The sequence below is a fragment of the Pacificibacter sp. AS14 genome (assembly GCF_038899935.1).
Lineage (GTDB): Bacteria > Pseudomonadota > Alphaproteobacteria > Rhodobacterales > Rhodobacteraceae > Celeribacter.
Map to the genome: position 1 here is coordinate 25495 of NZ_JBBMQI010000009.1, position 26127 is coordinate 51621.

At 53.5% G+C, this 26127-nt stretch carries 25 protein-coding genes and 3 tRNA genes; 5 read left to right on the forward strand and 23 right to left on the reverse strand.

The window, feature by feature from the left end:
* Nucleotides 1–5: 5 nt before the first annotated feature.
* Nucleotides 6–2126: a methylmalonyl-CoA mutase gene (scpA, locus tag WNY38_RS10285; protein WP_342857254.1), complete on the reverse strand. Its 2121-nt coding sequence runs from the start codon at nt 2124–2126 to the stop codon at nt 6–8.
* Nucleotides 2127–2237: 111 nt separating this feature from the next.
* Here scpA and WNY38_RS10290 point away from each other — a divergent pair, with 111 nt between their 5' ends.
* Complete coding sequence (locus tag WNY38_RS10290; RefSeq protein WP_342857255.1) at nt 2238–2699, forward strand: DUF4174 domain-containing protein; 462 nt, start codon at nt 2238–2240, stop codon at nt 2697–2699.
* Nucleotides 2700–2758: 59 nt separating this feature from the next.
* Here the strand turns inward: WNY38_RS10290 and WNY38_RS10295 are convergent, their stop codons facing one another.
* The 7 genes from WNY38_RS10295 to WNY38_RS10325 form a co-directional block, all read right to left on the reverse strand.
* A complete protein-coding gene (locus WNY38_RS10295) occupies nt 2759–4756 on the reverse strand; it encodes an acetyl/propionyl/methylcrotonyl-CoA carboxylase subunit alpha (RefSeq protein WP_342857256.1) in 1998 nt (665 codons plus the stop codon).
* 180 nt (nt 4757–4936) lie between these two features.
* Entirely contained in the window at nt 4937–5137 is a 201-nt protein-coding gene (locus WNY38_RS10300; RefSeq protein ID WP_342857257.1) for a hypothetical protein, read from the reverse strand.
* A 348-nt stretch (nt 5138–5485) separates the two neighbouring features.
* Nucleotides 5486–5881, reverse strand: a complete 396-nt coding sequence (locus WNY38_RS10305; RefSeq protein ID WP_342857350.1) for a hypothetical protein — start codon at nt 5879–5881, stop codon at nt 5486–5488.
* 19 nt (nt 5882–5900) lie between these two features.
* Entirely contained in the window at nt 5901–6305 is a 405-nt protein-coding gene (locus WNY38_RS10310) for a RidA family protein (protein WP_342857258.1), read from the reverse strand.
* 1 nt (nt 6306) lies between these two features.
* Nucleotides 6307–6714: a DUF6497 family protein gene (locus WNY38_RS10315; protein ID WP_342857259.1), complete on the reverse strand. Its 408-nt coding sequence runs from the start codon at nt 6712–6714 to the stop codon at nt 6307–6309.
* The gene (locus WNY38_RS10320) at nt 6711–7082 is read right to left on the reverse strand and encodes a hypothetical protein (RefSeq protein WP_342857260.1); all 372 of its coding nucleotides are present in this window, start codon (nt 7080–7082) and stop codon (nt 6711–6713) included. The genes WNY38_RS10315 and WNY38_RS10320 overlap by 4 nt, the downstream gene beginning before the upstream one ends.
* A gap of 22 nt (nt 7083–7104) precedes the next feature.
* A complete protein-coding gene (locus tag WNY38_RS10325) occupies nt 7105–8637 on the reverse strand; it encodes an acyl-CoA carboxylase subunit beta (RefSeq protein WP_342857261.1) in 1533 nt (510 codons plus the stop codon).
* A 217-nt stretch (nt 8638–8854) separates the two neighbouring features.
* Here WNY38_RS10325 and WNY38_RS10330 point away from each other — a divergent pair, with 217 nt between their 5' ends.
* Together WNY38_RS10330 and WNY38_RS10335 are read left to right on the forward strand one after the other, a co-directional pair.
* Nucleotides 8855–10069, forward strand: a complete 1215-nt coding sequence (locus tag WNY38_RS10330; RefSeq protein ID WP_342857262.1) for a multidrug effflux MFS transporter — start codon at nt 8855–8857, stop codon at nt 10067–10069.
* Nucleotides 10070–10201: 132 nt separating this feature from the next.
* On the forward strand, nt 10202–11599 hold the full coding sequence (locus WNY38_RS10335) for a short-chain fatty acyl-CoA regulator family protein (RefSeq protein ID WP_342857263.1): 1398 nt from the start codon (nt 10202–10204) through the stop codon (nt 11597–11599).
* An 87-nt stretch (nt 11600–11686) separates the two neighbouring features.
* Here WNY38_RS10335 and WNY38_RS10340 read toward each other — a convergent pair.
* The 7 genes from WNY38_RS10340 to WNY38_RS10370 all read right to left on the reverse strand — a co-directional run bounded on the left by WNY38_RS10340 (nt 11687) and on the right by WNY38_RS10370 (nt 15084).
* Nucleotides 11687–11763, reverse strand: a tRNA-Asp gene (locus WNY38_RS10340).
* 61 nt (nt 11764–11824) lie between these two features.
* A tRNA-Asp gene (locus WNY38_RS10345) sits at nt 11825–11901 on the reverse strand.
* Nucleotides 11902–12098: 197 nt separating this feature from the next.
* Nucleotides 12099–12174, reverse strand: a tRNA-Val gene (locus WNY38_RS10350).
* 176 nt (nt 12175–12350) lie between these two features.
* Complete coding sequence (locus tag WNY38_RS10355; RefSeq protein WP_342857264.1) at nt 12351–13052, reverse strand: thermonuclease family protein; 702 nt, start codon at nt 13050–13052, stop codon at nt 12351–12353.
* 161 nt (nt 13053–13213) lie between these two features.
* Complete coding sequence (locus WNY38_RS10360; RefSeq protein WP_342857265.1) at nt 13214–13456, reverse strand: DUF465 domain-containing protein; 243 nt, start codon at nt 13454–13456, stop codon at nt 13214–13216.
* An 87-nt stretch (nt 13457–13543) separates the two neighbouring features.
* Entirely contained in the window at nt 13544–14440 is an 897-nt protein-coding gene (locus WNY38_RS10365) for a DMT family transporter (protein WP_342857266.1), read from the reverse strand.
* Between the two features lie 41 nt (nt 14441–14481).
* On the reverse strand, nt 14482–15084 hold the full coding sequence (locus tag WNY38_RS10370; RefSeq protein WP_342857267.1) for a LysE/ArgO family amino acid transporter: 603 nt from the start codon (nt 15082–15084) through the stop codon (nt 14482–14484).
* An 86-nt stretch (nt 15085–15170) separates the two neighbouring features.
* Here WNY38_RS10370 and WNY38_RS10375 point away from each other — a divergent pair, with 86 nt between their 5' ends.
* Entirely contained in the window at nt 15171–16049 is an 879-nt protein-coding gene (locus tag WNY38_RS10375; RefSeq protein WP_342857268.1) for a LysR family transcriptional regulator ArgP, read from the forward strand.
* Between the two features lie 56 nt (nt 16050–16105).
* Here WNY38_RS10375 and WNY38_RS10380 read toward each other — a convergent pair whose 3' ends face one another.
* The 5 genes from WNY38_RS10380 to mgtE all read right to left on the reverse strand — a co-directional run bounded on the left by WNY38_RS10380 (nt 16106) and on the right by mgtE (nt 21747).
* Nucleotides 16106–16852 (reverse strand): YebC/PmpR family DNA-binding transcriptional regulator, encoded by a 747-nt coding sequence (locus tag WNY38_RS10380; protein ID WP_342857269.1) that lies wholly within the window; start codon nt 16850–16852, stop codon nt 16106–16108.
* Between the two features lie 109 nt (nt 16853–16961).
* On the reverse strand, nt 16962–18743 hold the full coding sequence (locus WNY38_RS10385) for an SLC13 family permease (protein ID WP_342857270.1): 1782 nt from the start codon (nt 18741–18743) through the stop codon (nt 16962–16964).
* A gap of 137 nt (nt 18744–18880) precedes the next feature.
* On the reverse strand, nt 18881–19693 hold the full coding sequence (locus tag WNY38_RS10390; RefSeq protein ID WP_342857271.1) for a TIGR00282 family metallophosphoesterase: 813 nt from the start codon (nt 19691–19693) through the stop codon (nt 18881–18883).
* 71 nt (nt 19694–19764) lie between these two features.
* Nucleotides 19765–20334, reverse strand: a complete 570-nt coding sequence (locus WNY38_RS10395; RefSeq protein ID WP_342857272.1) for a 5-formyltetrahydrofolate cyclo-ligase — start codon at nt 20332–20334, stop codon at nt 19765–19767.
* 21 nt (nt 20335–20355) lie between these two features.
* The gene (gene mgtE / locus WNY38_RS10400) at nt 20356–21747 is read right to left on the reverse strand and encodes a magnesium transporter (RefSeq protein WP_342857273.1); all 1392 of its coding nucleotides are present in this window, start codon (nt 21745–21747) and stop codon (nt 20356–20358) included.
* Between the two features lie 133 nt (nt 21748–21880).
* Between mgtE and guaD the strand changes: the two genes are divergently transcribed.
* Nucleotides 21881–23191, forward strand: coding sequence for a guanine deaminase (gene guaD, locus WNY38_RS10405; RefSeq protein ID WP_342857274.1), 1311 nt, complete (start codon nt 21881–21883; stop codon nt 23189–23191).
* A gap of 26 nt (nt 23192–23217) precedes the next feature.
* Here the strand turns inward: guaD and WNY38_RS10410 are convergent, their stop codons facing one another.
* From WNY38_RS10410 to WNY38_RS10420, 3 genes are read right to left on the reverse strand one after another with little or no spacing between them, the layout of a single operon-like run.
* Nucleotides 23218–23712, reverse strand: coding sequence for a CAP domain-containing protein (locus WNY38_RS10410; protein ID WP_342857275.1), 495 nt, complete (start codon nt 23710–23712; stop codon nt 23218–23220).
* A gap of 43 nt (nt 23713–23755) precedes the next feature.
* The gene (locus tag WNY38_RS10415; protein ID WP_342857276.1) at nt 23756–25099 is read right to left on the reverse strand and encodes an 8-oxoguanine deaminase; all 1344 of its coding nucleotides are present in this window, start codon (nt 25097–25099) and stop codon (nt 23756–23758) included.
* Nucleotides 25100–25159: 60 nt separating this feature from the next.
* Entirely contained in the window at nt 25160–25966 is an 807-nt protein-coding gene (locus WNY38_RS10420; RefSeq protein ID WP_342857351.1) for an inositol monophosphatase family protein, read from the reverse strand.
* Between the last annotated feature and the right edge of the window lie 161 nt (nt 25967–26127).

Below are 26127 nucleotides of genomic sequence, written 5' to 3' on the forward strand. Positions count from 1 at the left end.
ACGCTCTACCCGCCGATCAATTCCAGGATCTCGCGCGCAGCCACAGGGATATTGGTGCCAGGGCCAAAGATCGCCTTGACGCCGGCCTCTTGCAAGAACGCATAGTCTTGCTGCGGAATGACGCCACCGCAAATTACTATGATGTCTCCTGCCCCTTGGGCTTTGAGTTCATTGATCAATTTCGGCGCGAGTGTTTTATGCCCTGCCGCTTGCGACGAAATCCCGACGATGTGCACGTCATTGTCTATGGCGTCTTGAGCAGCCTCGGCAGGTGTTTGAAACAACGGGCCGACATCGACATCAAAGCCGATATCGGCAAAGGCGGTCGCGATGACTTTTGCACCACGATCATGACCGTCTTGACCCATTTTCACCACCAGCATACGTGGGCGGCGACCTTCTTTTTCCGCAAAAGATTCAACGTCTTTTTGAATTTGCGCAAAGCCCGCGTCGCCTTCATAGGCAGCACCATAAACGCCCGCCAAAGTTTTCACTTCTGCGCGGTGACGTCCAAATGATTTTTCCATCGCCATGGAAATTTCTCCCACTGTGGCCCTTGCTCGCGCTGCCTCAACCGCCAAAGTCAAAAGATTGCCTTTGCCCGTTTGTGCCGCCGCTTCCAGATCGGACAGGGTTTCCAACACCAGCGCATCGTCGCGCGTTTCGCGAATTTTCTCAAGCCGCGCCATTTGGCTCAAGCGCACAGCGACATTGTCGACGTCCAAAATATCGATAGGGTCTTCGTTGTCTTTGCGATATTTGTTCACGCCAACGATCACTTCAGTGCCGCGGTCGATCAAAGCTTGGCGTTTGGCCGCAGATTCCTCGATACGCAATTTGGGCATGCCAGTGTTGACCGCTTTGGTCATGCCGCCCATGTCTTCGACCTCTTCCATCAAGGCCCAAGCTTTGTCAGCGAGCTCAGCAGTCAGGCTTTCCACGTAGTAAGAGCCGGCGAGTGGATCGACGACATTGGTGATGCCAGTTTCTTCTTGCAAGATCAGCTGGGTGTTGCGCGCGATACGGGCAGAGAATTCTGTTGGCAAAGCAATGGCTTCATCCAATGCATTGGTGTGCAAAGACTGCGTGCCGCCCAAAGCCGCTGACATCGCCTCATAAGCAGTACGGATCACGTTGTTGTAAGGGTCTTGTTCTTGCAACGACACGCCAGAGGTCTGACAATGGGTGCGCAGCATCTTGGACTTTTCCGACTTTGGTTCGAATTCATCCATCACCCGCGTCCACAACAAACGCGCAGCGCGCAGCTTGGCCGCTTCCATGAAAAAATTCATGCCAATGGCAAAAAAGAACGACAGACGTGGGGCAAATTTATCGACATCCATGCCCGCTTTGATCGCCGTGCGCACATATTCGCGCCCGTCGGCCAAGGTAAAGGCTAGCTCTTGCACCAAGTTCGCGCCAGCTTCTTGCATGTGATAGCCAGAGATCGAGATCGAGTTGAATTTCGGCATCTCATTGGCAGTGTATTCAATAATATCCGCGATGATGCGCATTGATGGCTCTGGCGGGTAAATATAGGTGTTGCGGACCATGAATTCTTTGAGAATATCGTTTTGAATGGTGCCCGCGAGCAGCGCTTTGTCGTGGCCTTGCTCTTCACCGGTCACAATAAAAGACGCCAAAATCGGGATCACGGCACCATTCATGGTCATAGAAACAGAGATTTTATCCAACGGAATGCCGTCGAAAAGGATTTTCATATCCTCGACGCTGTCAATCGCCACGCCCGCTTTGCCAACATCACCCTCGACACGCGGATGATCACTGTCATAGCCGCGGTGGGTGGCCAAATCGAAGGCGACCGACACGCCCTGTTGGCCTGCGTCCAAGGCTTTGCGGTAGAATGCGTTGGATTCCTCTGCCGTGGAAAAGCCCGCATATTGGCGAATGGTCCATGGGCGGCCTGCGTACATCGTCGCCTTCACACCGCGCGTAAACGGTGCCGCGCCAGGCGTATTGCCAAGATGGGGCAAGTCTTTGATGTCGTCTTCATCGTAAAGCGGTTTGACCGTGATGCCTTCCAGCGTTTCCCACGCGAGGCTATCCACAGGCTTGCCCCGAAGCTCTTTGCTGGCAAGTTCAGTCCAGAGTTTTCTATCGGTCATGAGAGGTCCCTTTCAAACGTGTGTGACTGCAGGGCCATTGCAGCAAAACACTTGGTGGTAATCTTGGTAAATCCTGCAAGATGCCCTATATAGAAAGGGACCGGAGGATCGATGAAACACATATTTCTCAGCGCCCTAGGCGCAGTTCTTATCAGCGTAACGCCCGCTGCCTTTGCACAAGAAGCACCAATTTCGGTGTCCCTGTCGCAAGATGCAGCAGGCGTGACCTTGGCAGATTTCAAATGGACTAACCGCGTTGTGGCAGTCTTTGCTGACAGCCCGCTTGATCCCAGCTTTCGCCAGCAAATGGATCTGCTGGCAGAGCGCCCTGAGCGCCTGACTGAGCGCGATATTGTCGTGCTCACAGACACCAATTCAGAAACGCTCAGCGATGTGCGCAAAACATTGCGCCCACGCGGATTTGCTTTGGTTGTGGTCGACAAAGACGGGACTGTGCTGCTGCGCAAACCCGATCCGTGGGACCTGCGCGAATTGACACGCGCCATCGACAAAACACCACTGCGCCAACAAGAAATCCAAGACATCAAAGACGCCGCACGCGCGGCACGGTAAGGCGCAGGCGCGTGCGGGACCTTAGGCCCACGGATTGATGCGGCGACATCGGTCATGGGTTATTCAAACTCCATGATCACTTCGTCGACAGCCAAGCTGTCGCCTGCGGCGGCGTTGATTTTGGAAACCACGCCTTTGCGCTCTGCACGTAGGATGTTTTCCATTTTCATTGCCTCAACGGTGCAAAGCGTTTGCCCTTCTTGAATCTCATCGCCAACAGCCACATCGACCTTAACGATCAATCCAGGCATTGGGCACAAGAGCAATTTGGATGTGTCAGCAGGTACTTTTTCAAGCATGTATTTTGACAGCTCAGCCGCACGCGGGCTGCGCACATAAACCTTGAGATCCGCGCCACGATTGCGAATGCGGAAACCTCCCGGCACTTTGCCCACTTTCAATGTCACCTTTGCGCCATCAATCGCGACGTCTGCCAAGGTCTGCCCCGGCACCCAATCGCTTTCAACACGCATCACTATATCGCCCATCGTGACATTCGATCCGGTTTTATCGGCATCGATGCTGACAGGGAAATCTTGATCACCGATCTGCACAACCCAATCCGTGCCAACAATGCGTTCATGGTTGTCCATACGGCCAGAGATGCGCGTGCGTCGGATTTCAGCCACACGGTACATCGCCGCACTTGCAGCAGCAATTTTACGCATTTGCGCATCAGACAACACAGCGCCTTCAAACCCATCAGGGTATTCTTCTTCGATAAAGGCGGTGGTGATATTGCCCGACACAAAGCGCGGATGATCCATCACAGCAGACAAGAACGGTAAGTTGTGACCGATGCCTTCAATTTCAAACGCGTCCAAAGCATCGCTCATATGATCGATTGCCTCGGCACGGGTTGGCGCCCAAGTGCAAAGTTTCGCGATCATCGGATCGTAATACATCGAAATCTCGCCGCCTTCAAAAACCCCCGTATCATTGCGCACAACACAGGTGTCAGAGACACTTTCAGCGGGCGGGCGGTATTTGCTCAAACGACCGATTGAGGGCAAGAAATTGCGGTAAGGATCTTCGGCGTACAAACGACTTTCCATCGCCCAGCCATTCATTTGCACGTCTTCTTGTTTGATGCCCAATGGCGCGCCAGCGGCGATGTTGATCATCTGTTCGACCAAATCGATACCGGTGATCAACTCAGTCACAGGATGTTCCACCTGCAAGCGGGTGTTCATCTCAAGAAAGTAGAAATTGCGATCGCCATCGACGATAAATTCCACAGTACCAGCAGAGGCGTAATCTACCGCTTGTGCCAAAGCGACGGCCTGTTCGCCCATGGCTTTGCGCGTGGCCGCGTCCAAGAACGGGCTTGGCGCTTCTTCGATCACTTTTTGATTGCGACGCTGGATCGAACATTCGCGTTCTTGCAAATAAATGCCATTTCCGTGGGTGTCGCAGAGCACTTGAATTTCGATGTGGCGTGGTTGGGTGACGAATTTCTCGATGAAGATGCGGTCATCGCCAAAGGATGACGCGGCCTCGTTTTTGGACGACTGAAACCCCTCCCGAGCCTCAGCGTCATTGTAAGCCACCCGCATACCTTTGCCGCCGCCGCCAGCGGAGGCTTTGATCATCACAGGATAGCCGATTTCACCAGAAATTTTTACGGCTTCATCAGCGTCCTCGATCAAACCCATATAGCCGGGAACTGTGCTTACATTGGCTGCTTGTGCGAGCTTTTTCGAGGTGATCTTGTCACCCATGGCCTCAATTGCGCCCACAGGTGGCCCGATAAAGGCGACGCCTGCGGCACTCAAAGCTTCGGCAAATTTGGAATTTTCAGACAAAAATCCATAGCCTGGGTGCACAGCCTGCGCGCCTGTTTGACGCACAGCATCCAGAACCTTTTCAATCACGATATAGGATTGGTTGGCCGGTGCAGGCCCAATGTGAACGGCCTCATCCGCCATTTTCACATGCAACGCGTTTTTATCGGCGTCAGAAAAAATGGCGACCGTTTTGATCCCCATCTTCTGCGCTGATTTTATGACACGGCAGGCGATCTCACCTCGATTGGCGATAAGAATCTTGTCAAACATGTGCTCTCCCTTTCTCTCTTCATATCGATCTGCCCAGCATGTGATGATGCGGCCAGCGATGGTATTTCAAATCATGCGCATGAAAAAAGGCTCCCGAGCTGGCCAGCTCGGAAACCTTTTTTTTCAATACGCCCAAGTCCGCCAAAAGGCGCACTCAAAGCCAAATCTGTAAACTGTGTCTTAGTTACAAATGCGTGCGTCGTCGCACAGCGCGCCAACAGCAGCGCCGCCAAGCGCGCCAACAGCAGCACTGCCACCAGTCGCGTCGGCCACAAGCGCACCGGCAAGGCCGCCTGCCACTGCGCGCTCTGCGTCATTGTCCAAACAGCCAGAAAGGGCTGTGACAGAGATGAGGGCGAATGTAAAAAGTGATTTGCGCATGATTTTACTGCTCTTTGTTTTGTTGCACTGGCTTTCAGTCTGCCAAAAAAGGCAGCGTTAGAAAAGTGAAATCCACAAAGATTAACAGCTTCGGCGAAAGACAGCGCAAGACGCGCAAGCTCGCCGAGAAAAGAAGAAAAAAGGCAAGGACCGCACACGATAGGCGCAATCCTTGCCTTAGGGGAAGGGTCTACAGAACGTTGACCCGTGCGCGATGCAGTCAAAGCGCATGGGGTATCAATAGGATGAAAGCCAGCTGTCATTCGCGCAAGCGTCACGTCAAAAGTCACCCCAAAACGGGCAAACTTTTGCGCAAAGGCGTTATATGACAGCGACAATCCGCGCATTTTACCAAGGTTCCTCATCAGTTTCTGCATCCGCATCAAAGGGATCGTCGGCCACGAACAACTCAGGAAACGTGACTTGCGCAATCTTGACGTTGACTTGGATCAGCGCCTCATAAGACGCAGGATCAAAGTTGTCGGGATCAGCCGGCACGATTTCGCGGCCCCAAAACCAAGACAAGCGCCCCGCATCCAAGTTGCCGCGTTCAAACGGTTGATCGCCGAACATCTCCCAGATCGCAGTGATAAAGGCCGCGTCCACACGTTTATCGACAGGCTTGCGGTCTTTGAAACGTTCCAACGCTTTGATCGGCGTCACCCCTTTAGGGTTGGCACGGCGCAACGTGAATTGATAATCTGAGCCGGGATAGCGCCCGGGAAAACCCTTATGTTTGGGCATATAATCTTTGGGTGGCATGTTATGCGTCCTCCTGCGGTCTGCGCGCGATTAGGTCTATCTCGACCAAAGCGCCAACAGCCAGAGCGGTCACGCCCACCGTGGTGCGTGCCGGAAGCTGGCCTTCGAGGAAGTAACTTTTGTAGGTGTCATTGAACAGAGCGTAATCGCGCTCAAAAGCGGTCAAAAAGCACCTGCATTGCACAACATGGCTCAGATCAAGGTCCAATTCGGCCAAAATCAGCGCAAGGTTGTCCATCACACGCCGCGTTTGTGCCTTGATCCCATCGGGCAAAGGCGCATCTGGGGCATTCGGATCAGTGGGCATTTGCCCTGTCAAAATTACCCAACCGTCGTCTTCGACTGCGTGTGAAAACGGCGCAACAGGTCGCGGGCCCTTGTCAAACAGGTGGAATTTCGGTGCCATCTTAAAACGCCTCCCATTCACAAACGGTGTCTGCTGGGCGGTAGGCCTCGAACACCTGTGCTACATCGGGTTCAAAGGACCCAAAAACGGTTTCACGCTCAGACAGGGAAATCACGATCATTGACGGTACAGGCGACGCGATACGTGGCAAAGCGTAGGTATCGCACAAATAGGCCATATCGGCTTCTAGTTCTTCATAACTCAAAATGGTCAGCGTTTGCGGCAATTCGGGCGCAAGAAAACGAAACCGCGCCGTCAGCCCTGTGGCGGGGCGATCCAGCATGCTTTCAAAAAACGTGACAGGCTGGCCAGAAGGCACGGTGATGACATCTAAAACACGCGGACTTAGATCTGCATGGGCCGCTGAAGCGACCGACAGCGACAAAGCGCACAGCAATGCAAGCTTCATACCACGGCCCTCCGTGCGCTGCGCGTCCAACGGGCGCGGCGATCAGGGCACTCTAGCACCTCAGACACCAAAGCCTCAGAGCGCAGTTTCGGAAAACGCCCCGCGACAGCACCGCCTGCGGTGATCTCCAAATCATCGCCCTGCACCTTGACCTGAACCACAGGAGCAAAGCCGCGCAAAGATTGCAGCACGCGCCACATATCTTGGCGCACTTGCGTTGCCATTCGTCCTCTGCGCAGGCTTGCACCGCCTGAAATCACGGTTTTTGCCGCGAAATCAAAGCGTGCGGGCAAACGACGAGAGAGCGTCAACACTCCGTCGTCCGCGCGCAGCATATGCCACTGTTGATGCGTTCCAATTTTTCCCATGATGTCCTCACACTATCCCAAATTACAGAGGGATATTGTCGTGCTTCTTCCATGGGTTTTCGAGCTTTTTATTGCGCAGCGATGCAAATGCCCGTGCCACACGTTTGCGCGTGGACTGCGGTTGGATCACTTCATCGATGAATCCGCGCTCTGCTGCGACGAAGGGATTGGCAAAACGATCCTCGTAATCCGCAGTATGAGCTGCAATTTTTTCCGCATCTTTCAAATCACTACGATGGATAATTTCAGTTGCCCCTTTGGCGCCCATCACTGCGATTTCCGCAGTTGGCCACGCATAGTTAAAGTCACCGCGCAGGTGTTTAGAGGCCATCACATCATAGGCACCGCCGTAAGCTTTACGTGTGATAACAGTGACTTTCGGCACGGTTGCTTCACCGTAGGCAAACAAAAGCTTGGCCCCGTGCTTGATCACGCCGCCGTATTCTTGGCTGGTGCCAGGCAAAAACCCAGGCACATCCACAAGCGTCAAAACAGGGATTTCAAAGGCATCGCAAAAGCGCACGAACCGCGCAGCTTTTTTGGAACTGTCAATATCAAGGCAGCCCGCAAGCACCATTGGCTGATTGGCTACGACACCAACGGTTTGCCCTTCGATGCGGGCGAACCCAGTGATGATATTTTTGGCATGTTCTGCTTGGATCTCATAAAAATCGCCCTCGTCGACAACTTTATGAATCACTTCCTTCATATCATAGGGCGTGTTCGCGTTGTCTGGGATGATCGTATCAAGCGACAAATCAATGCGCGCGGGATCATCAAAGAACGGACGCACAGGGGCCTTATCGCGATTGTTTTGTGGTAAGAAGTCCACCAAACGACGCACTTCTATTAATGTTTCCACATCGTTTTCAAAGGCTCCATCAGCAACGGATGATTTTTTGGTGTGAGTAGATGCACCACCAAGCTCTTCGGCCGTGACCACTTCGTTGGTCACTGTTTTCACCACATCAGGACCGGTCACGAACATATAGGACGTGTCTTTAACCATGAAAATGAAATCCGTCATAGCAGGGGAATAGACCGCGCCACCGGCACAAGGACCCATGATAACAGAGATTTGCGGCACAACGCCTGAAGCCATGATGTTACGCTGGAACACTTCCGCGTAGCCCGCCAAAGACGCCACGCCTTCTTGAATCCGCGCACCGCCGGAATCATTGATTCCAATCACAGGAGCGCCGTTTTGCATTGCCATATCCATGATTTTGCAAATTTTTTCCGCGTGCGTTTCAGACAAAGAGCCGCCGAACACAGTGAAATCTTGAGAGAAGACATAGACCATGCGGCCGTTGATCGTCCCCCAGCCTGTAATCACCCCGTCGCCCGCAGGCTTGGAGGCTTCCATGCCAAAATCGGTACAACGATGGGTTTTGAACATGTCAAACTCTTCAAAGCTGCCCTCGTCCAGCAAAAGCTCGACCCGTTCACGCGCTGTCAGTTTGCCTTTAGCATGCTGTGCGTCAATGCGGCGTTGCCCCCCGCCCAAACGGGCGTCGGACCGGCGATCATGAAGTTCTTGAATGATATCTTTCACAGGTAGGCTCCTCCTCGGCTCATCCCACCATAGCGACGCAACAACCGCGAACAAAGCAAAGTTTGGCAGATTTGCAAAGGATGCAAAGGCCGCCTTGCGCTAATTGCAAATGTGCAAACCACACAAAGCAACAGATGACGCAAACATGACGAACCCCTGTGCACATGCGCGCCAAGATAGCAGTAGACGAGCCTCCGCTCGCCCCTATGGTGAGCCAATGAACACACACTCAAAAATCCGCTTTTTAGACCGCACCACACCACCGCATATTCTCACTTTGGTGCTCATGGCTGGGGTTTCCGCCATGACGATGAATGTGTTTTTGCCCGCTTTGCCAGAAATGACCGAATATTTCGGCACAAATTACGCTTATATGCAGCTGTCCATTGGCGTTTTCATGGGGATGAACGCAGTTCTACAATTGATTGTCGGACCGATGTCAGATCGTTTTGGCAGGCGGCCTGTCGCCCTTGTTGGCGTGGTTTTGTTCATCATCGCCACCTATGCCGCGATGCAAGCCACCACGATTCAGACGTTTTTGATCCTGCGCGGCGCTCAAGCTGGCGTGGTCACGGCTATGGTGTTGTCACGCGCGGTTGTACGCGATGTGTTCCCCGGAGATACGGCTGCCAAGATGATGGCTTATGTGACAATGGGCATGTCTTTGGTGCCAATGATCGCACCAACTGTTGGCGGCTTTTTGGCGATGAGCTTCGGTTGGGAAAGCACGTTTTGGCTTTTGTTTATCGCAGGCTTGGGCTTGTTGGCCTTAATTTATTTCGACATGGGAGAAACTGCGCCAAAGTCCAGCGGATCCTTCCTGGACATGGCGAAAGGCTTTCCTGACCTTTTGACATCGCAACGCTTTTTAGGATACGCTCTGTGCTCGGCCCTCGCCTCCGGCGCATTTTTTGCCTTTTTGGGAGGCGCGCCTTTCGTGGGCGTGCAAATTTTTGGCATCTCAGAAGCGGCTCTCGGCATGGGCATCGGCGCGCCAGCCATCGGGTATTTCTTTGGCAACTTTCTATCCGCGCGCTTTTCCGTACGGATAGGCATGAATAAGATGTGTTTCATCGGTACCTTGGTGACCTTCGCGGGCATCTCACTCTGCGCTCTGCTTATTTACACAGGCCACATCACGGCGTTTTGGTTCTTTGCGCTGATGATTCCCCTTGGCCTTGGGAATGGATTGACCATGCCCAACGCCATCACCGGTTCCATGTCAGTGCGTCCTAAACTGACGGGCACTGCCGCTGGTCTTGGTGGCGCAATGATGATCGGTGGCGGCGCGGCTTTGTCTGCGTCTTCGGGGGCTTTTATGTCGGTCGAACATGGCGCATTGCCGCTGCTGCTAATTATGATGTTGGTTTCATTTCTAAGCATCGTAGCGATCGTTTGGGTCATACGCAGAGAGCGCGCCCTGACCTTATAAGGTCAGGCAACACAGACTACGAGCATTTGATCGACACATAAGTCGCACCCTGAACCATAGACTTCCCCCTTGCGCGCAGGGTTTGCAAAAGCGATGCTAGGCATACGCAAAGATGCAAATACGTGAGGTCCCATGGCTCAGCAAAAACTCTATGCCGGCGCAAAGCTACGCGAAACGCGCACCCGTTTAGGGCTGACCCAGCGGGCGTTTGCAGAAAAGCTTGGGGTGTCTTTGCCTTACCTCAACCAAATGGAAAACAACAATCGGCCTGTGTCAACGGGCGTTGTTTTAGCCTTGGCGCAAGAATTCGGTTTTGACGTGACTGAGCTGTCCACGGGGGATGCCGAGCGCATGGTCACAGATATGCGCGAAGCGCTGGCCGATCCGGTCTTTTCTGACGGCGCACCACCTTTGGCGGATTTACGGCTGGCCGCGAGCAATGCGCCCGCGCTGGCGCGTGCATTTTTAAAGCTGCACAGCGCCTACAAGCAGGGCTCAGAACGCCTCGCCTCACTGGATGCGGCACTTGGTCGAGACGACAGTCCAGCCCGTCCCTCGCCGTGGGAAGAGGTCCGTGACTTCTTTCACTACTGCGACAACTACATCGATTCAATTGATCGTGCGGCTGAACACTTCGCATGCCCCAATGGTCAAGCACGGGATGTAACCGCCGCCGCGATAGACGTACTACAATCGCAGGGCATCCACATACGCTACAACTCAGAAAACGTGCGCGATTTTGACAAAGATCGCGGCATCCTATCATTATGTGCGCGCACATCAAAAGCCACGCAAAGCTTTCAAATTCTTCACCAATTGGCTTTGCTAACGCAGAATGACTTGCTGGACGCCACACTGGATTTGGCGCGTTTTCATACTGAAGATGCCCGCAAAATTGCCCGTATCGGCTTGGCCAATTATTTTGCTGGCGCGGCTTTGCTGCCCTATGCAAATTTTCTGGCCGCAGTCGGCGAAACACGGCATGATCTTGAGATGCTTGGCGACCGCTTTGGGGCCTCAATCGAACAAGTTGGGCATCGTCTGTCCACGCTGCAACGTGTCGGCGCCAAAGGCATTCCGTTCTATTTCGTGCGCGTGGATCAAGCGGGCACCATTACCAAGAGGCACTCGTCTACGCGACTGCAGTTCGCGCGATATGGCGGAGCTTGCCCCCTATGGAACGTGCACCAAGCCTTTGAGACACCGGGGCGATTTTTGCGCCAATTGGCTGAGACGCCCGATGGTGTGCGCTATCTGTCGATTGCCCGCGATGTGTCTAAATCTGGCGGATCGTTTCATGCGCCTGTGCGGCGATATGCGGTTGGCTTGGGCTGTGAGATCAGCCATGCATCCGATTTGGTCTATGCGGATGATCTGGACGTGAAAAACCCGAATGCATATGAGCCCATTGGTATTTCATGCCGCATCTGCGAACGCAAAAACTGCCACCAGCGCTCTGTGCCGCCCTTAGAGCGCGCACTGACCATTGACCCCGACAAACGCGGCACCCTGCCCTATTCAATTGATTAAGTAGGGCATGAACACACCTGCGCAGAGCCCAAAAGGCAGCGCCAATATCGCTCGATGTCATTTTGATGTAATGAAAAAGAGGAAAAATGGCGCGGTTGACGGGACTCGAACCCGCGACCCCCGGCGTGACAGGCCGGTACTCTAACCAGCTGAGCTACAACCGCGCATTGCCTTTCGGCTATTTCCTGCCCCACTTCGAGGCGCCTCAGATGAGACAAGATAGCGTGGCGCGGTTGACGGGACTCGAACCCGCGACCCCCGGCGTGACAGGCCGGTACTCTAACCAACTGAGCTACAACCGCTCGCTACCATTCCGACGTTACCGCCGAGACGTTGTGGCGTTCTATGGCTCGACGGCCTGCGCGTCAAGCGCCATATGCACGAAATGTGAGTTGGTTTGTAAAAAAAATGTTCGACCCCAAATGCAAGTGCTACAGCACAGGTCGAACACGAACAAAGTCCGTGTTTTGTCATGATGCATGTTTATAATGAGGGGTAATGGTGGGTCGTGAGAGGCTCGAACTCCCGACATCTTCGGTGTAAACGAAGCGCTCTACCAACTGAGCTAACGACCCGGTGAGGGCGATTTACCGAATGCTTCGGACGGACACAAGAGGCTTTGTGCAATTAATGTGAACTTCTTTTCATTTCCTACTCAAGCCATGAGAATAGCGAACCGGAACCTTTCTGAAACATACTAAAAATATTATTATATAACAAATAGATACATAAAAATTATACTTCGAAAGGCTTAGCTCAGCGCTGCGCGCCAACCAGCGGCCTTTGCTTCGTTTTCTGAACAGAACCATTGCTCGCCCTGCGCCTCATTGATCCGCGTACCGTCGTACCAGCGCGATCCAGGTAGGTGATACAAGTGTCCCGATTTGGAAATATTGCCCTTGATGGTACAGCCCACTGGGCTTGGGATCTCTGCAGCGGCTTGTCGCGCCTGAGTGGTCGCTCGTTTGTCGCTACGATACTCGGACGGCGCCTGAACCCCTGAGCGCCACATGCCAAAGGCCATACGGCGCGCTTGGGTCTCTTGGCTGATATAGTCGCGGGAGTATTGCACATAGGCAAAGGCGGCCCCTTTGGCGACCATAGCGGCGTTTACATCCACACCTTGGGCAAAACATGTGCCAACAATGCGCCCATAGCGATCGATATCTTTTTGCACACATGTCACCAGCCCCGTCGCCAGACGTTCAAGCGCCGCTTTTGACCACTGTCCGCAGGTCCAAATGGCACCGTGCATGTCGCTACAGGTCTGCGCAATCTCAGGTGCATCAATTCCGTGCAAGCGAATCTTAATGTCATCCAGCGCCAGAGTGTCGCCATCAACAATACGTGCTGTACCAGTAAATTTGGGAGCGCCACTTTGAGCCGCAGAAGGCGCTACATGAGAAGATTGCGCGGCTTCAAGCCCGCCTGTTTTCACAGAGGGAAAAGCCACACCTAGCCCCACCACGGCCGAAAAGACCGCAACATATTGTATAATACCCCATCTCACACCTCAGTATGTGGGGTAAAACAAGAACAAAGACAAGAGGACATGTGACCTTACGGTTAACATGCCCTCTGTTTTACGGTGTCGATTCTACTTGGCGATGCGCATTAAGCCGCAGCGGTGAGCATTTGATACAACTCATCTTTCAAAGCCATGCGGTTTTTACGCAATTCGGCCTGTGCAAGATCATCCATTGGCTCAACGTCTGTCTCAGCGCGGTGCACTTCACGGTTAAGATCGTGATACTCTTCCATCTTGCGCGCGAAATGCGCGTCAGAGGTTTTAAGTGCAGAAATTTTACCTGCAAGCTCAGGGAAATCTGCGGACAATTCGTGTGGTGTGTTGGACATGGTGCGTCTCCTTTTGATCCAGTTCTTGACTCAACTGTCCAACATTTTAGGCCGCCTGACCTTGATAGGGATCAACTCGAATGACGTTTAATGAAGTGCTTTTGCTGATTCCATCCGACTTTTGGCGCGGGCTTCGCGAATGGTGATGAATGTCACCGAGGCCATGATCATAAGGCCGCCGAAAATTACAAAGCTGTCAAAGCCCTCGCCAAACAAAGCCGCGCCAAAGACTGTGGCCCAAAGCAACTGCAAGAATGAGACCGGCTGGATGACGGATTGCGGCGCACAGGCAAAAGCGCGCGTCATACAGTAATGTCCAAGAGTAGCGAAAAATGCCGTACAAAACAGCAAGCCCAACTCAAACATTGTTGGCGTTTGCCAAACGGGAATGACAAGTGGCAAGAGCAGCAGCGGGACAATTGTGGACATCATAAAGACCACAACAGTGGCCGACACACGTCGAGATAAAGCATTGGCACACAAAAAGCTGCCCGCGAAAAAAAATGGCGCAAACATCATCGCGATATGGCCCGGGTCGAGCGCGCGAAACCCAGGTCGCAGCACGACAAGCCCGCCAATGACCGCGACAATCAAAGCGATGATACGTGGTATCGCTATTTTTTCACCAAAGAAGAACACCGCACCGATCGTGACATAAATCGAGTTCATAAAGTTCATCGCGGTGACTTCGGCGATAGGAATACGGGTCATAGCGAAGAACCACAGCAATATGGCCAATGTATGGGTTACACCGCGCCCAATAACCAAGCCAACGATCTCGCGCGTATAAACAACAGAACGCACAGCTTTGATCATAGGGAGCAAAAACACCAAACCCAATACGAACCGTAAAAACGCGATTTGCACCACCGGCAACCCAGAGCCCACATATTTCACAAGCACATTCATCGTCACGAAACTGAGGGTGGCGACAGACATCCAAAGGATGCCAGCAAGCGGTTTTAACTGGGAGGATTGTATCATTTTGCAAACATCTGCCTTTGCCTGAAAAAACACAAGGGACCTTATGCGCTTACAATCAATTTCATCGCGATGGACCACATGATCAGACAAATGGCCGCGTCTAAAATCCGCCACGACACCTCTTTGGCAAAGAGCGGCGCCAGCAAGCGCGCTCCAAAACCGAGTGAGAAAAAGAACGCCGTTGATCCGCCAACAGCCCCCAAAGCAAATAAGCCAGAAGATGCGCCGAAATCGGTCGAAATCGCGCCCAACAACACCACAGTGTCCAAATAGACATGCGGGTTGAGCCAAGTCAGCATCAAACAGGTCGTGAGCGCTGCGAGCAAAGATTGGCTGGTGCTATCCGCAGGCGTTAAATGTTGCCCTCCGCGCCAAGCAGAGCGCAGCGCAAGACCGCCGTAGACCGCCAAAAACACAACCCCACCCCACTTCATCACCGGCAACGCCAAAGGCATGGCAGTGGTGATCCAAGCCGAGGCAAACACACCAACACAAATCAAAATCGCATCAGACAAGGCGCATACCACGACAATAGGCAGAACATGCGCACGCCGCAGGCCTTGGCGCAGCACAAAGGCATTCTGACTGCCGATCGCGACGATCAAAGATAGGCCTGTGATAAATCCGGTGACAAGTGCGTGCATGATGCGTCCTTTCGTTTCACCGACTGTCTAGCGGGATGGGTGAGTTAGTGATAGTTAATAAAATTAAGACACATGAAGGAAAGCTAATGTTGGATTACGCAAGCCTAGACGCCCTTGCAGCCGTTCTGCGGGGAGGGTCCTTTGATCATGCGGCCAAGATGATGGGGGTGACGCCTTCGGCCATTTCGCAACGAATCAAAACACTTGAGGAACGTCACGGGTGCGCGCTGGTGATCCGTGGTGCGCCCTGCATTGGCACTGATATTGGCAAACGGCTGGCCCGCCACGCCGAAGATGTCGGGATTTTGGAGGCTGAGCTATCACAGGACATTTTTCCAAACGCAGTAACGCCGAAAACCGTGCGTATTGCAGTCAACGCCGACAGCCTTGCCACGTGGTTCGTCGATGCGCTCGCCCCTGTTGATGGATTTCTTTTCGATCTGGAGATCGATGACCAAGATACTGCAGGCGACTGGCTTAAACGCGGAGAAGTTGCTGCTGCGGTGTCGTCGCATGCGGGGCCGATTGCGGGCTGTGACAGCTTTGCTTTGGGCGCGCAGCGCTACCGCGCCACCGCATCGCCTGTGTTCATCGCCAAACATTTCAAAAACGGTGTCACCGCGCAAAGTCTGACCGCCGCGCCTGCGATGATATTTAATTCAAAGGACCAACTGCAAGACATATGGGTGGAACAACAATTTGGATGCAAGCTGGCCCTGCCCCATCATCGCCTACCTTCAACGCAGGCATTTTTGGATGGCGCTATCGCGGGGCTTGGTTGGGGGTTGAACCCTGATCGGTATTTTGAGGCCGCACAACTCAAGGGCCAGCTGGGTGAACTCATCCCAAACACGCCCTTAGACATCGATTTGTTCTGGCATGTCTCGCGCGCGGTCAAAGCGCCCTTACGCGACTTAACAGCTTCGGTACGCAAAGCGGCGCGTAACGCGCTGGTTCAGCCATAAAAAAGCCCCGCGCGGATCAACCGGCGGGGCTAAGACATCTAAAATAAACGCGTAGCTTATTCTCCGAGCTGTTCCATGACCTCGTCAGAGGCCTCAAAGTTTGTGGTGACCGTTTGCACGTCATCATCATCTTCCAAAGCGTCGACAAGCTTCATCAGCTTTTCCATGCCTTCAAGATCAAGTTCGGTTTGGATATTTGGCTGCCAGATCAACTTGGTGCTGTCAGATTCGCCAAGCTCCGTCTCAAGCGCCGTTGACACTTCGTGCAGATCTGAGCCTTCGCAAGTGATCACGTGACCTTCATCTGCGCTTTCGACATCTTCCGCGCCGGCCTCAATCGCCGCCATCATCACGGTGTCTGCATCGCCAACGGTTCCAGGATATGTGATCGCGCCTTTGCGGTCGAACATGAACCCAACAGAACCGGTTTCACCAAGGTTGCCACCGTTTTTAGAAAACGTCGAGCGCACAGTTGAAGCGGTGCGGTTGCGGTTGTCCGTCATACATTCCACGATCACAGCAACGCCGTTTGGACCGTAGCCCTCGTAGCGGATCTCGTCGTAATTTTCTGCATCGCCGCCAATAGCCTTTTTGATCGCGCGATCAATCACGTCCTTGGGCACAGAAACAGATTTTGCCTCTTTGACAGCCATACGCAAACGTGGGTTTTTGTCGGGATCAGGATCGCCCATTTTAGCTGCCACGGTGATTTCCTTGGCGAGTTTAGAAAAGAGTTTCGAGCGCAATTTGTCCTGACGACCTTTACGGTGTTGGATGTTTGCCCATTTTGAGTGGCCTGCCATGAGGAGCCTCCGAACTAGAATTTCAGCTTTGCACCCGTATAGGCGATGCGCACCCTGACCTGCAAGACCACGGGGGCAGTCTAAATATTCAAAGAGGCCGTATTTAGACCTAAAGTGGCCACAAAAACGGGATCACGGCAGAGGCGAGCAATCCGATAGAGAAGTTCAGAGGAATGCCCACCTTCATGTAATCGGTAAATTTGTAACCGCCTGGGCCATAAACCATCGTGTTTGTTTGATAGCCGATGGGCGTGGCAAAACTGGCCGAAGCAGCCACCATGACAGCCACAACAAGTCCGCGTGGATCAAGACCCATTTGCTGTCCCAAAGCGATAGCAATCGGGGTGACAACCACCGCCACCGCATTGTTAGACACAAGTTCCGTCAACACGGACGTCAACAGATAGACGGACCAAATCACAAAAAAGATCGGCAAGCCGTCAAGCAATGGCGCGACCCATCCGACAATCATCGCCACAGCGCCGGACGCCTGAAGCGAGGCCCCCACAGCGAGCATCGAAAAAATCAGCGTCAGAAGGCGAATATCGACAAAGGAAAAGGCTTCTTCGGCGTCGATACAACGCGTCACCAAAACCACTGCAACAGATACCACTGAGAGCATCAAAATAGGTGCGACACCAAGTGCGGCGAGAATGACGATAGAAAACATCGCGATCAGTGCAATCGGCGCATGCGAACGATGATAGGCGCGCTCAGTCGGTTTAGACACATCACCCAGATCCATGTCAGACGCGAGCCTTTGAATGTCCGCAGGCGCGCCCTCAATCAGCAAAGTGTCCCCAACGCGCACAACAAGATCGTTGATTTTTTGACCCACGTTTTGATTGCGCCGGTGCACTGCCAAAACGTAAATCCCGTACCGACGCCGCAACCGCATCGAGCCAAGCGACCGCCCAACCATTTTACATCCCGGAGTAATCAACGTCTCAACCGTAGTGGTTTCAACGGCAGAGACTTGATCAACGCGTTTGAGTGATTTATCGCGTTGCAGGCTCAAAAGTTCTGAAATTTGCGACCGCAAAATTATACGATCGCCGACTTCCAAAACCACTTCTTTCAATGAATGACGTAGTGAATTGTCACCTCGCACAACGTCGATCAACCGAACGCCTTCTCGCTTGAACAGCTGAACGGTCAAGGCTTCGCGCCCAATCAAGTTGCTGTCTGGCGGCACGATGGCTTCGGTAAAAAACTTCATTTTGGATCGCGAGCCGCTCAACATATTGGCCAAACTGTCACGTTCAGGCAGCAGATGTCGCCCGATGAAATACAGATAAGTCATGCCCCAGACGACGATGATCATCCCTAAGATTGACACCTCAAAAATAGAAAACGGCTCAAGACCTTCGGCGCGCGCCACACCATCAACAAGCAAGTTTGTAGACGTGCCTATCAGCGTCATTGTGCCGCCCATAATAGCAGCATAAGACAATGGGATCAAAAGTTTAGAGGCAGATACCCCCAGCTTAGAACTCAGTTGCACAAACACAGGAATCATCACAACGACCACGGGCGTGTTGGCGACAAAGGCCGACAAGACCACGACCACGGCCAAAAGCATGGCGATAGAAAGCGAAGGGCGTTTTTCGGCATGCAGTCCAGCCAGTCGGGTGAACCATTCCAAGCCTCCAGTGCGCACCAAAGCGCCCATGACGATAAACATCGCGGCGATGGTCCAAGGCGCAGGGTTCGACAAAACCGCCAGCCCCGCGTCATAGGGCAAAATACCTAAGACAATCATCAAAGCAGCGCCGGTCAGGGCCACCACTTCTGTCGGGAAAACCTCGCGCACGAACAGCACGAACATGAAACCAACCACCACCAAGGACACAATCGCTTGCGTCATCGGATCAAAATGAAAAATCTCCATGCCACCTCAAAGATCTATTGCACAACTTGACCATAATTGACGTGGATACAGTGGCACTACAAGCGGCAATACGGCCCTGAAAGGGCCGAGCACCCAAAACGCAAAAAAATGTTGCAAAGTAATTCGTTGCTGACCTGTTACGGGTGGCTTTGCTCCAACCGTCCACCATGACGAATTTGCTTCACCCGTGTAGCCAATCCAGTTCGATCATCGGTTTCAACATAGACACCTGACAGGGTCGCATCACCCTTTGCCGGCTCAAACCGACCTTTGGACATGCCCGTGATAAAACGGCGCAGGGGTTCGGCTTTATCCATGCCAATCACCGAATTGTAATCGCCGCACATGCCAGCATCGGTCAGGTAAGCCGTACCACCGGGCAAGATTTGCGCGTCGCCGGTACAGACATGGGTGTGCGTGCCAACCACGACCGAAGCCTTGCCGTCGCAAAAATGGCCCATGGCCATTTTCTCAGATGTGGCTTCGCAATGCACATCGATCAGCGCCGCTTGGATTTGCCCACCAAGTTTGTGGCGCATGAACACTTCATCAAGGGCAGAAAACGGATCATCAAAGGCGCGTTTCATAAACACTTGACCCAAAATTTGCGCCACTAAAATACGACGCCCGCGGGCGTCTTCAAAGATACGTACGCCACGCCCAGGTGCTGTTTTAGCGAAATTGATCGGACGGATGATCCGCGTTTCCGTTTCGCAAAACTGCATCATATCGCGTTGGTCAAAGGCGTGATCGCCAAGGGTCAAACAATCAACACCAGCATCCAGCAGCAAACGGGCATGGTCCGCAGACAGCCCCATGCCATTGGTGCAGTTTTCACCGTTAACCACAATAAAATCGAGCTTCCACTCTTTGCGCAAAGTGGGAAGCCGCTGGATCACCGCATCGCGCCCCGCGCGACCGACGATATCGCCGAGAAATAGGATTTTCATGGCCACGGCTTAGCCGTCCTTGCCCCCCAAACGCAAGCCCTGCGTTACAAGCAAACCGGTGCAGGCTGATTTCAAAGTGTGAAAACTTCGCTTTCCGTGACAATCGCGTCCAAAGGCACGTCATAGCACGAGGTCGGGAAATCTGTCATTTCTTGCCCGCTGTAGGCAAATCCAACAGCAAATACATCGCGCTCGGCGCGCAATTTGGCCAAGGTGCGATCATAAAACCCACCACCATAGCCCAACCGGTGCCCCGCGCGATTGAACGCCACCAGCGGCACGATCAGAACATCTGGCACGACAGGCTTTGAAAGCTTTGGCACTGATGCCCCAAAAGCACCTGGGATTATTTCAGTGTCTGGCGTCCATAAATCAAATCGCAAAGGTTCTGCTTTAGCCTCAACAATCGGGACTGCCACAAGCCCCTTTTTGGACAGAGTTTTCATAGCCGGCAAAGGATCGATTTCAGACTTGATCGGCATATAGCCCGCAATGATTTTACCATAATAAGGCGCTAAAAACGTCGCCAAAAGCGTTGAGGCAATCCCTGCATTTCCACGATCGCGCGCGTGAACAACGCCCCGCTGCGCGAACGCCCGTTTGCGTGCTATCGCTTTCAGATCAACGCTCACATCACTCACGTCCCAAGGCCCCTCACAGCTTTACAACAAAAATGTCGCAGCTAACCCTAGGAACGCGAAAAATCCCACGATATCAGTCACAGTGGTCACAAACGCGCCAGAGGCCAAAGCCGGATCGACACCGACCCGCTCAAGCACGACAGGCACACCTATACCAGCAAGTCCCGCGACCACCAAGTTGATCACCATAGCAACGGCGATCACACCGCCCAGCGCAGGCGATCCAAACCAAACGATCCCTACCAAGCCCATGATAACAGCGAAAATAACCCCGTTAACTAAGCCCACTAAAACTTCTCGTCGAATAACCCGCCAGACGTTTGCGCCGGTCAAGTCGCGTGTGGCGATGGCGCGTACGGCCACGGTCAACGCTTGGGTGCCCGCGTTACCGCCCATTGAGGCGACGATCGGCATCAGCACAGCCAAAGCGACCAGTGCCGTGATCGTGCCCTCAAACTGCGAGATCACCAGCGAGGCCATGATCGCCGTCAACAAGTTGACAGCCAACCACGGCAAGCGTTGTTTCACTGTGTCATAAACACGGTCGGTCAAGGTGCCTTCACCGACCCCCGCCAGACGCATAATGTCTTCTTCGTGCTCTTCATCCAGCACGTTCATCGCGTCATCAATGGTGATTACGCCAGTCAAACGGTCGTTTTCATCTACAACAGGTGCTGAAATCATATGGTATTGGTTGAACGCATAGGCCACGTCAGATTCGCTCTCATCAACACGAAACGTGCGAAATCCCGGCTCCATAATGCTATTTAACTTTTGTGCGCGTGGGGCACCTAGGATTTTACCCAAGGTCACATGCCCAATGGGATGCAACAAAAGGTCAGTGATCACCATGTGATAGAAATCTTCTGGCAATCCTTCGGCTTCGCGCATGTAATCAATGGCCTGTCCGACGGTCCAATGTTCTGGCCCCATCACGACCTCGCGCTGCATCAAACGACCGGCAGAGAATTCGGGGTAGGACAAAGATTGCTCGACCGCCACGCGATCTGCATCTTCCAAAGACGCCAAGATGGTTTCTTGTGCTTCCTCTTCAAGATCCTCGATGAGATCGACGACATCATCAGAATCCAAATCGCGCACAGCGTCTGCCAAGACCTCTGGCCGCATAAGAGCTATGACTTCTTCGCGGATACCATCATCGATCTCAGATAGAATCTCACCGTCAAGCTCGCGCCCGTACAGTTCGATAATTCGTCGACGGTCAAAGGCGTTCACTTGCTCCAAAATATCGGCGATGTCGGCCGGGTGAAGCGGTTCCATCAGCTCGACGAGTTGGGCTTGATCCTGAGTTTCCAGCGCAAAAATAATCGACGACAACAGGCGCGGCGCTAATACATAGGCGTCCTCGTCGCGGGGTTCGTTTTGTGTCTCGGGTGTTGTCTCTTCGACCATATTGTACTCGCGGTCTTTTAAGGTGCCTGTTTTAGAGACTTTACGTCACGACCGCGCTGAGAAACAGAGGCAAGATCGATTTACCTTCGAAAATCATCGCCCTAAACTGTGGCAACACATATCGGAGCCTTCTATGAGCACCCCTGCCCAAAAAGACTGCATCATCGCAGGCCAAATCCTGTTGTTTCATGGTGATCCGTTTTTGATAACGCCCACGGAAGCTGTCACAGTCAGCCCCAGTGCGCTGTTGATCTCAAATGGACGCATCGCAGACATCGCGAATCTCGAAACACTGCGCACCAAACGTCCCGATTTGACGGTGATCGACCACGGGGACGCGCTGATCACCCCTGGGTTTGTCGATGCCCACGCGCATTACCCGCAAACGGGGATCATCGCCTCATGGGGCAAGCGGCTGATTGATTGGCTCAACACCTATACATTCCCCGAAGAACAGCGCTTTCACGATGCCGCCTATGCGCGCGAGATCGCAGCGATGTATTTGGATTTCCTGCTCGCGAATGGCACAACGTCCGTCACATCCTTTTGCACCATTCACCCAGAATCTGTTGAAGCCCTGTTTGAAGCGGCCGAAGTGCGTGGCATGTGCATTGTTGCGGGTAAAACCTGTATGGATCGTGACACTGCCCCCGAAGGCCTGCGCGACACGGCGCAAACCGCCTATGATCAGTCCAAAGCGCTGATTGCGCGCTGGCACCAAAAAGGCCGCGCCACCTATGCGATCACGCCACGGTTTGCGCCGACCTCTACGCCAGAGCAATTAGAGGCGCTTGGGGCGTTATGGGCTGAAAACCCCAGTTGTTTGATGCAAACCCATTTGAGCGAACAGACAGACGAGATCGCTTGGGTCAAATCACTGTACCCCGAGGCGCGGGACTATTTGGACACTTACGAGAAATTCGGTTTGATCGGCAAAGGCGCCTTGTTTGGTCACGCAATTTACCTAGAGCCACGCGAGATAGCGCGTCTGCAAGAGACCGGCAGCTCTTTGATCCATTGCCCGACGTCCAACACCTTTATCGGCTCAGGCCTGTTTGACATGGCTGCACGCAAAGCTGACGGTCTGCGTGTGGGTTTGGCCACGGACACAGGCGGCGGGTCCAGTTTTTCGATGCTACGTACAATGGCGGCAAGTTATGAAATCGGCCAGCTGCGCGGCGCGGCTTTGCACCCTGCTCAATTGCTTTGGCTCGCCACGCGTGGATCATCTGAAGCGCTGCATTTAGAGCACCAGATCGGCAGCATCGCAATGGGGCTTGAAGCGGATTTGACGGTGATCGATTTGACCTCGACCCCCGCCATCGCTCAGCGCGCGGGGCGTTCCACCGATATTTGGGAAGCCATTTTTCCGACCATCATGATGGGCGATGATCGGGCTATCGTGGAAACTTATGTGATGGGGCGTCCTATGCGCCCCACCTAAAGGTTTAAGCCTTTTATGATAACGGGTTAGCAGCGACTGCCAAACACCGTCACATAACGCGCCCCTTCACCAATTCCGATTCCGATTTCGTCAAATCTGCGATTCAAGATATTATCGCGATGGCCTTTGGACGTCATCCAGCCTTGCACAGCAGCATGGACTGATGGGTACCCAATTGAGAGGTTTTCCCCAACAATACAATAATTATACCCCACCCGCCGCGTACGATCAGCAGCTGTGCCGCCATCAGAGCCGGTGTGTGAAAAAATGCCAGTGCGCATCATGTCATCGACATGCGCGCGCGCTGCACGCGTCAACAGGCCGTTGTAAACCAGAGGCTGTAATCCATTGCGGGCGCGTTCAGCGTTTACCGCGGACAATATTTCGCCCTCGGCCGCAACAGAGGTGTTCACACCGCTGGTTTGCACAGGGGCTGGTTGCGTAAATCCTGCGCCCGTTTGGCTTTGGCAGGCGGTCAAGGCAAGTGCAGCGCACAGGCCCGTGAGTGGTGCTTTCAACATTGATTTGGTTCCTCGTAAATTTATCAACTGCGCCTTAGGGTCTTTAAGCATCCATCAGCCCGCGCACCAAGTTAGATTGTTGCTGCAATACGCGCGCCATATCAAGGGTCGTCAGCCAGCCATCTTTGACAACAGGCTTGCCTTCGACGAACAGGTGTTTGACCTGCGTGGGCCCCGCCAGCAACAAAGCGGCCGGATCCCAACTTCCTGAAGATTCGATATCTGACACGTCCCAAATCGCAATATCAGCACGCATGCCCACTGCTATTTGGCCAACGTCGTCGCGCCCTAAAACCTGCGCACCGCCTCGCGTCGCAATTTCTAAAGCCTCACGCGGGCTCATTTTGTCAGCGCCATTCATCACCCGTTGCAACAGCATGGCTTGGCGCGCCTCAGACACAAGATTGCTGGCATCATTTGAGGCAGATCCATCAACGCCAAGCCCGACAGGCACGCCTGCGTCACGCATCGCACGCACAGGGGCAATCCCAGACCCCAGCCTACAATTGGAACAGGGGCAATGCGCCACGCCTGTGCCCGTTTGCGCAAATAACTCAATTTCTGAAACATCCAGCTTAACGCAATGCGCATGCCACACGTCTGATCCTGTCCAGCCCAAGTCCTGTGCGTATTGGCCCGGGCGACACCCGAATTTTTCTAACGAATAGGCGACATCTTCGTCGTTTTCCGCCAGATGCGTGTGCATCATCACGCCCTTGTCGCGTGCCAAAATCGCCGCATCGCGCATCAAGCTTTGGCTAACCGAGAACGGCGAGCACGGCGCCACGCCAACGCGGATCATCGCACCCGGATTTGGGTCATGAAAGGCATCAATCACCCGCAGGCTATCGTTCAAAATGTCTGCTTCGCGCTCGACCAAGCTGTCAGGGGGCAAGCCACCGTCGCTTTCACCAATACTCATCGCGCCGCGCATGGCGTGCAAGCGCAAGCCGACTTGATTGGCCGCATCGATAGTGTCCTCAAGACGCGACCCGTTGGGGTAAAGATAGAGGTGGTCCGAGGTAAGAGAGCAGCCAGAAAAAGCCAATTCTGCCAAACCAATCATAGCCGATACGCGGATGTGATCTGGGGTAAATTTTGCCCATATAGGATAAAGCTTTTGCAGCCAGCCAAACAGCAACGCGTTTTGCGCGTCAGGAACGGCCCGCGTCAGTGTTTGAAACAGATGGTGGTGCGTATTGACCAAACCTGGCGTGACAACACAGCCGCGCCCATCAACGATTTGTGCGTCATCATCATACAGCAACGTTCCGACAGCTTCGATCACGCCATCGCGCACCAAAACATCGCCGCCCTTTATCTCTCGGCGCGCGTCGTCCATCGTGACAAGAATATCTGCGCCACGAATGATGAAACATGGATGCATCCACTGTCCTTTCCAATCGCCTCAGTCTAGCTGCCGCACTCACAAAACCAAGTTTTGAGGCTACGCGTCTTTCAACAGCTCCAAGACTTCGGCCAACAAAGTCTCTGATCCCGCGGCAACAACACGCCCGCCGTTCTGCGCCGTTTTTCCTTGCCAGTCCGTGACCACGCCCCCGGCGGCCTCAATCACGCCGATTGGTCCCAAGATATCGTAAGGTTGCAAACCGGCCTCGATCACGAGATCAATCTGCCCCGCCGCCAAAAGCGCATAGGCATAGCAATCCATCCCGTACCGCGTCAGTTTGCACATATTCGCAACGCACTCAAAGCCCTTACGGTCCTCAGGCGTGCCAACTTCTGGAAATGTGGTAAAAATTATAGCATCACTCAAAGCAACATCTTGTCGTGCAGCAAGTGGTTTGACCCCATGCGGCCCTGTAAGCTCACAGACACCGAAGCCGCCAAAAAAACGTTCCCCAATGTATGGTTGATCAATCACGCCAAGATGCACGCCGGCATCATCGCGGCAGGCAATCAAAACGCCCCAAGTCGGCGTGCCAGAAATAAAACCGCGCGTCCCATCGATTGGGTCCAAAACCCATGTCAGACCAGATGTCCCCTCTTTGGGGCCGAACTCTTCGCCATGGATGGCATCATCGGGGCGCATCTCGCTGATAATTTTGCGCATGGCCTCTTCGGCACCGCGATCTGCCACCGTGACAGGATCAAAGCCAGCCTCAAGTTTCGACTGCGTGCCAAGCGATGTACCGCGAAAATACTGCAATGTAATGGCACGGGCAGCATCTGCTGCGGCATGCGCGGTTTCGATAAGGCTTTCTTGCTGCTCTGCGCCAATTTTTAACTGCATCATACCGAGAACACATCCTTTTGTGTTTTGATCTGCGCGGCGCAAACTGTCTGATGCGGCGTAAAACCTCAAAGGCGATCGCGCGCGTGCCTATACCTTGCGGTAAACATTCGGATGTCACGCGTCAAGATGCAAGGCTAAGCCCCTAAAAAGTGATAAAA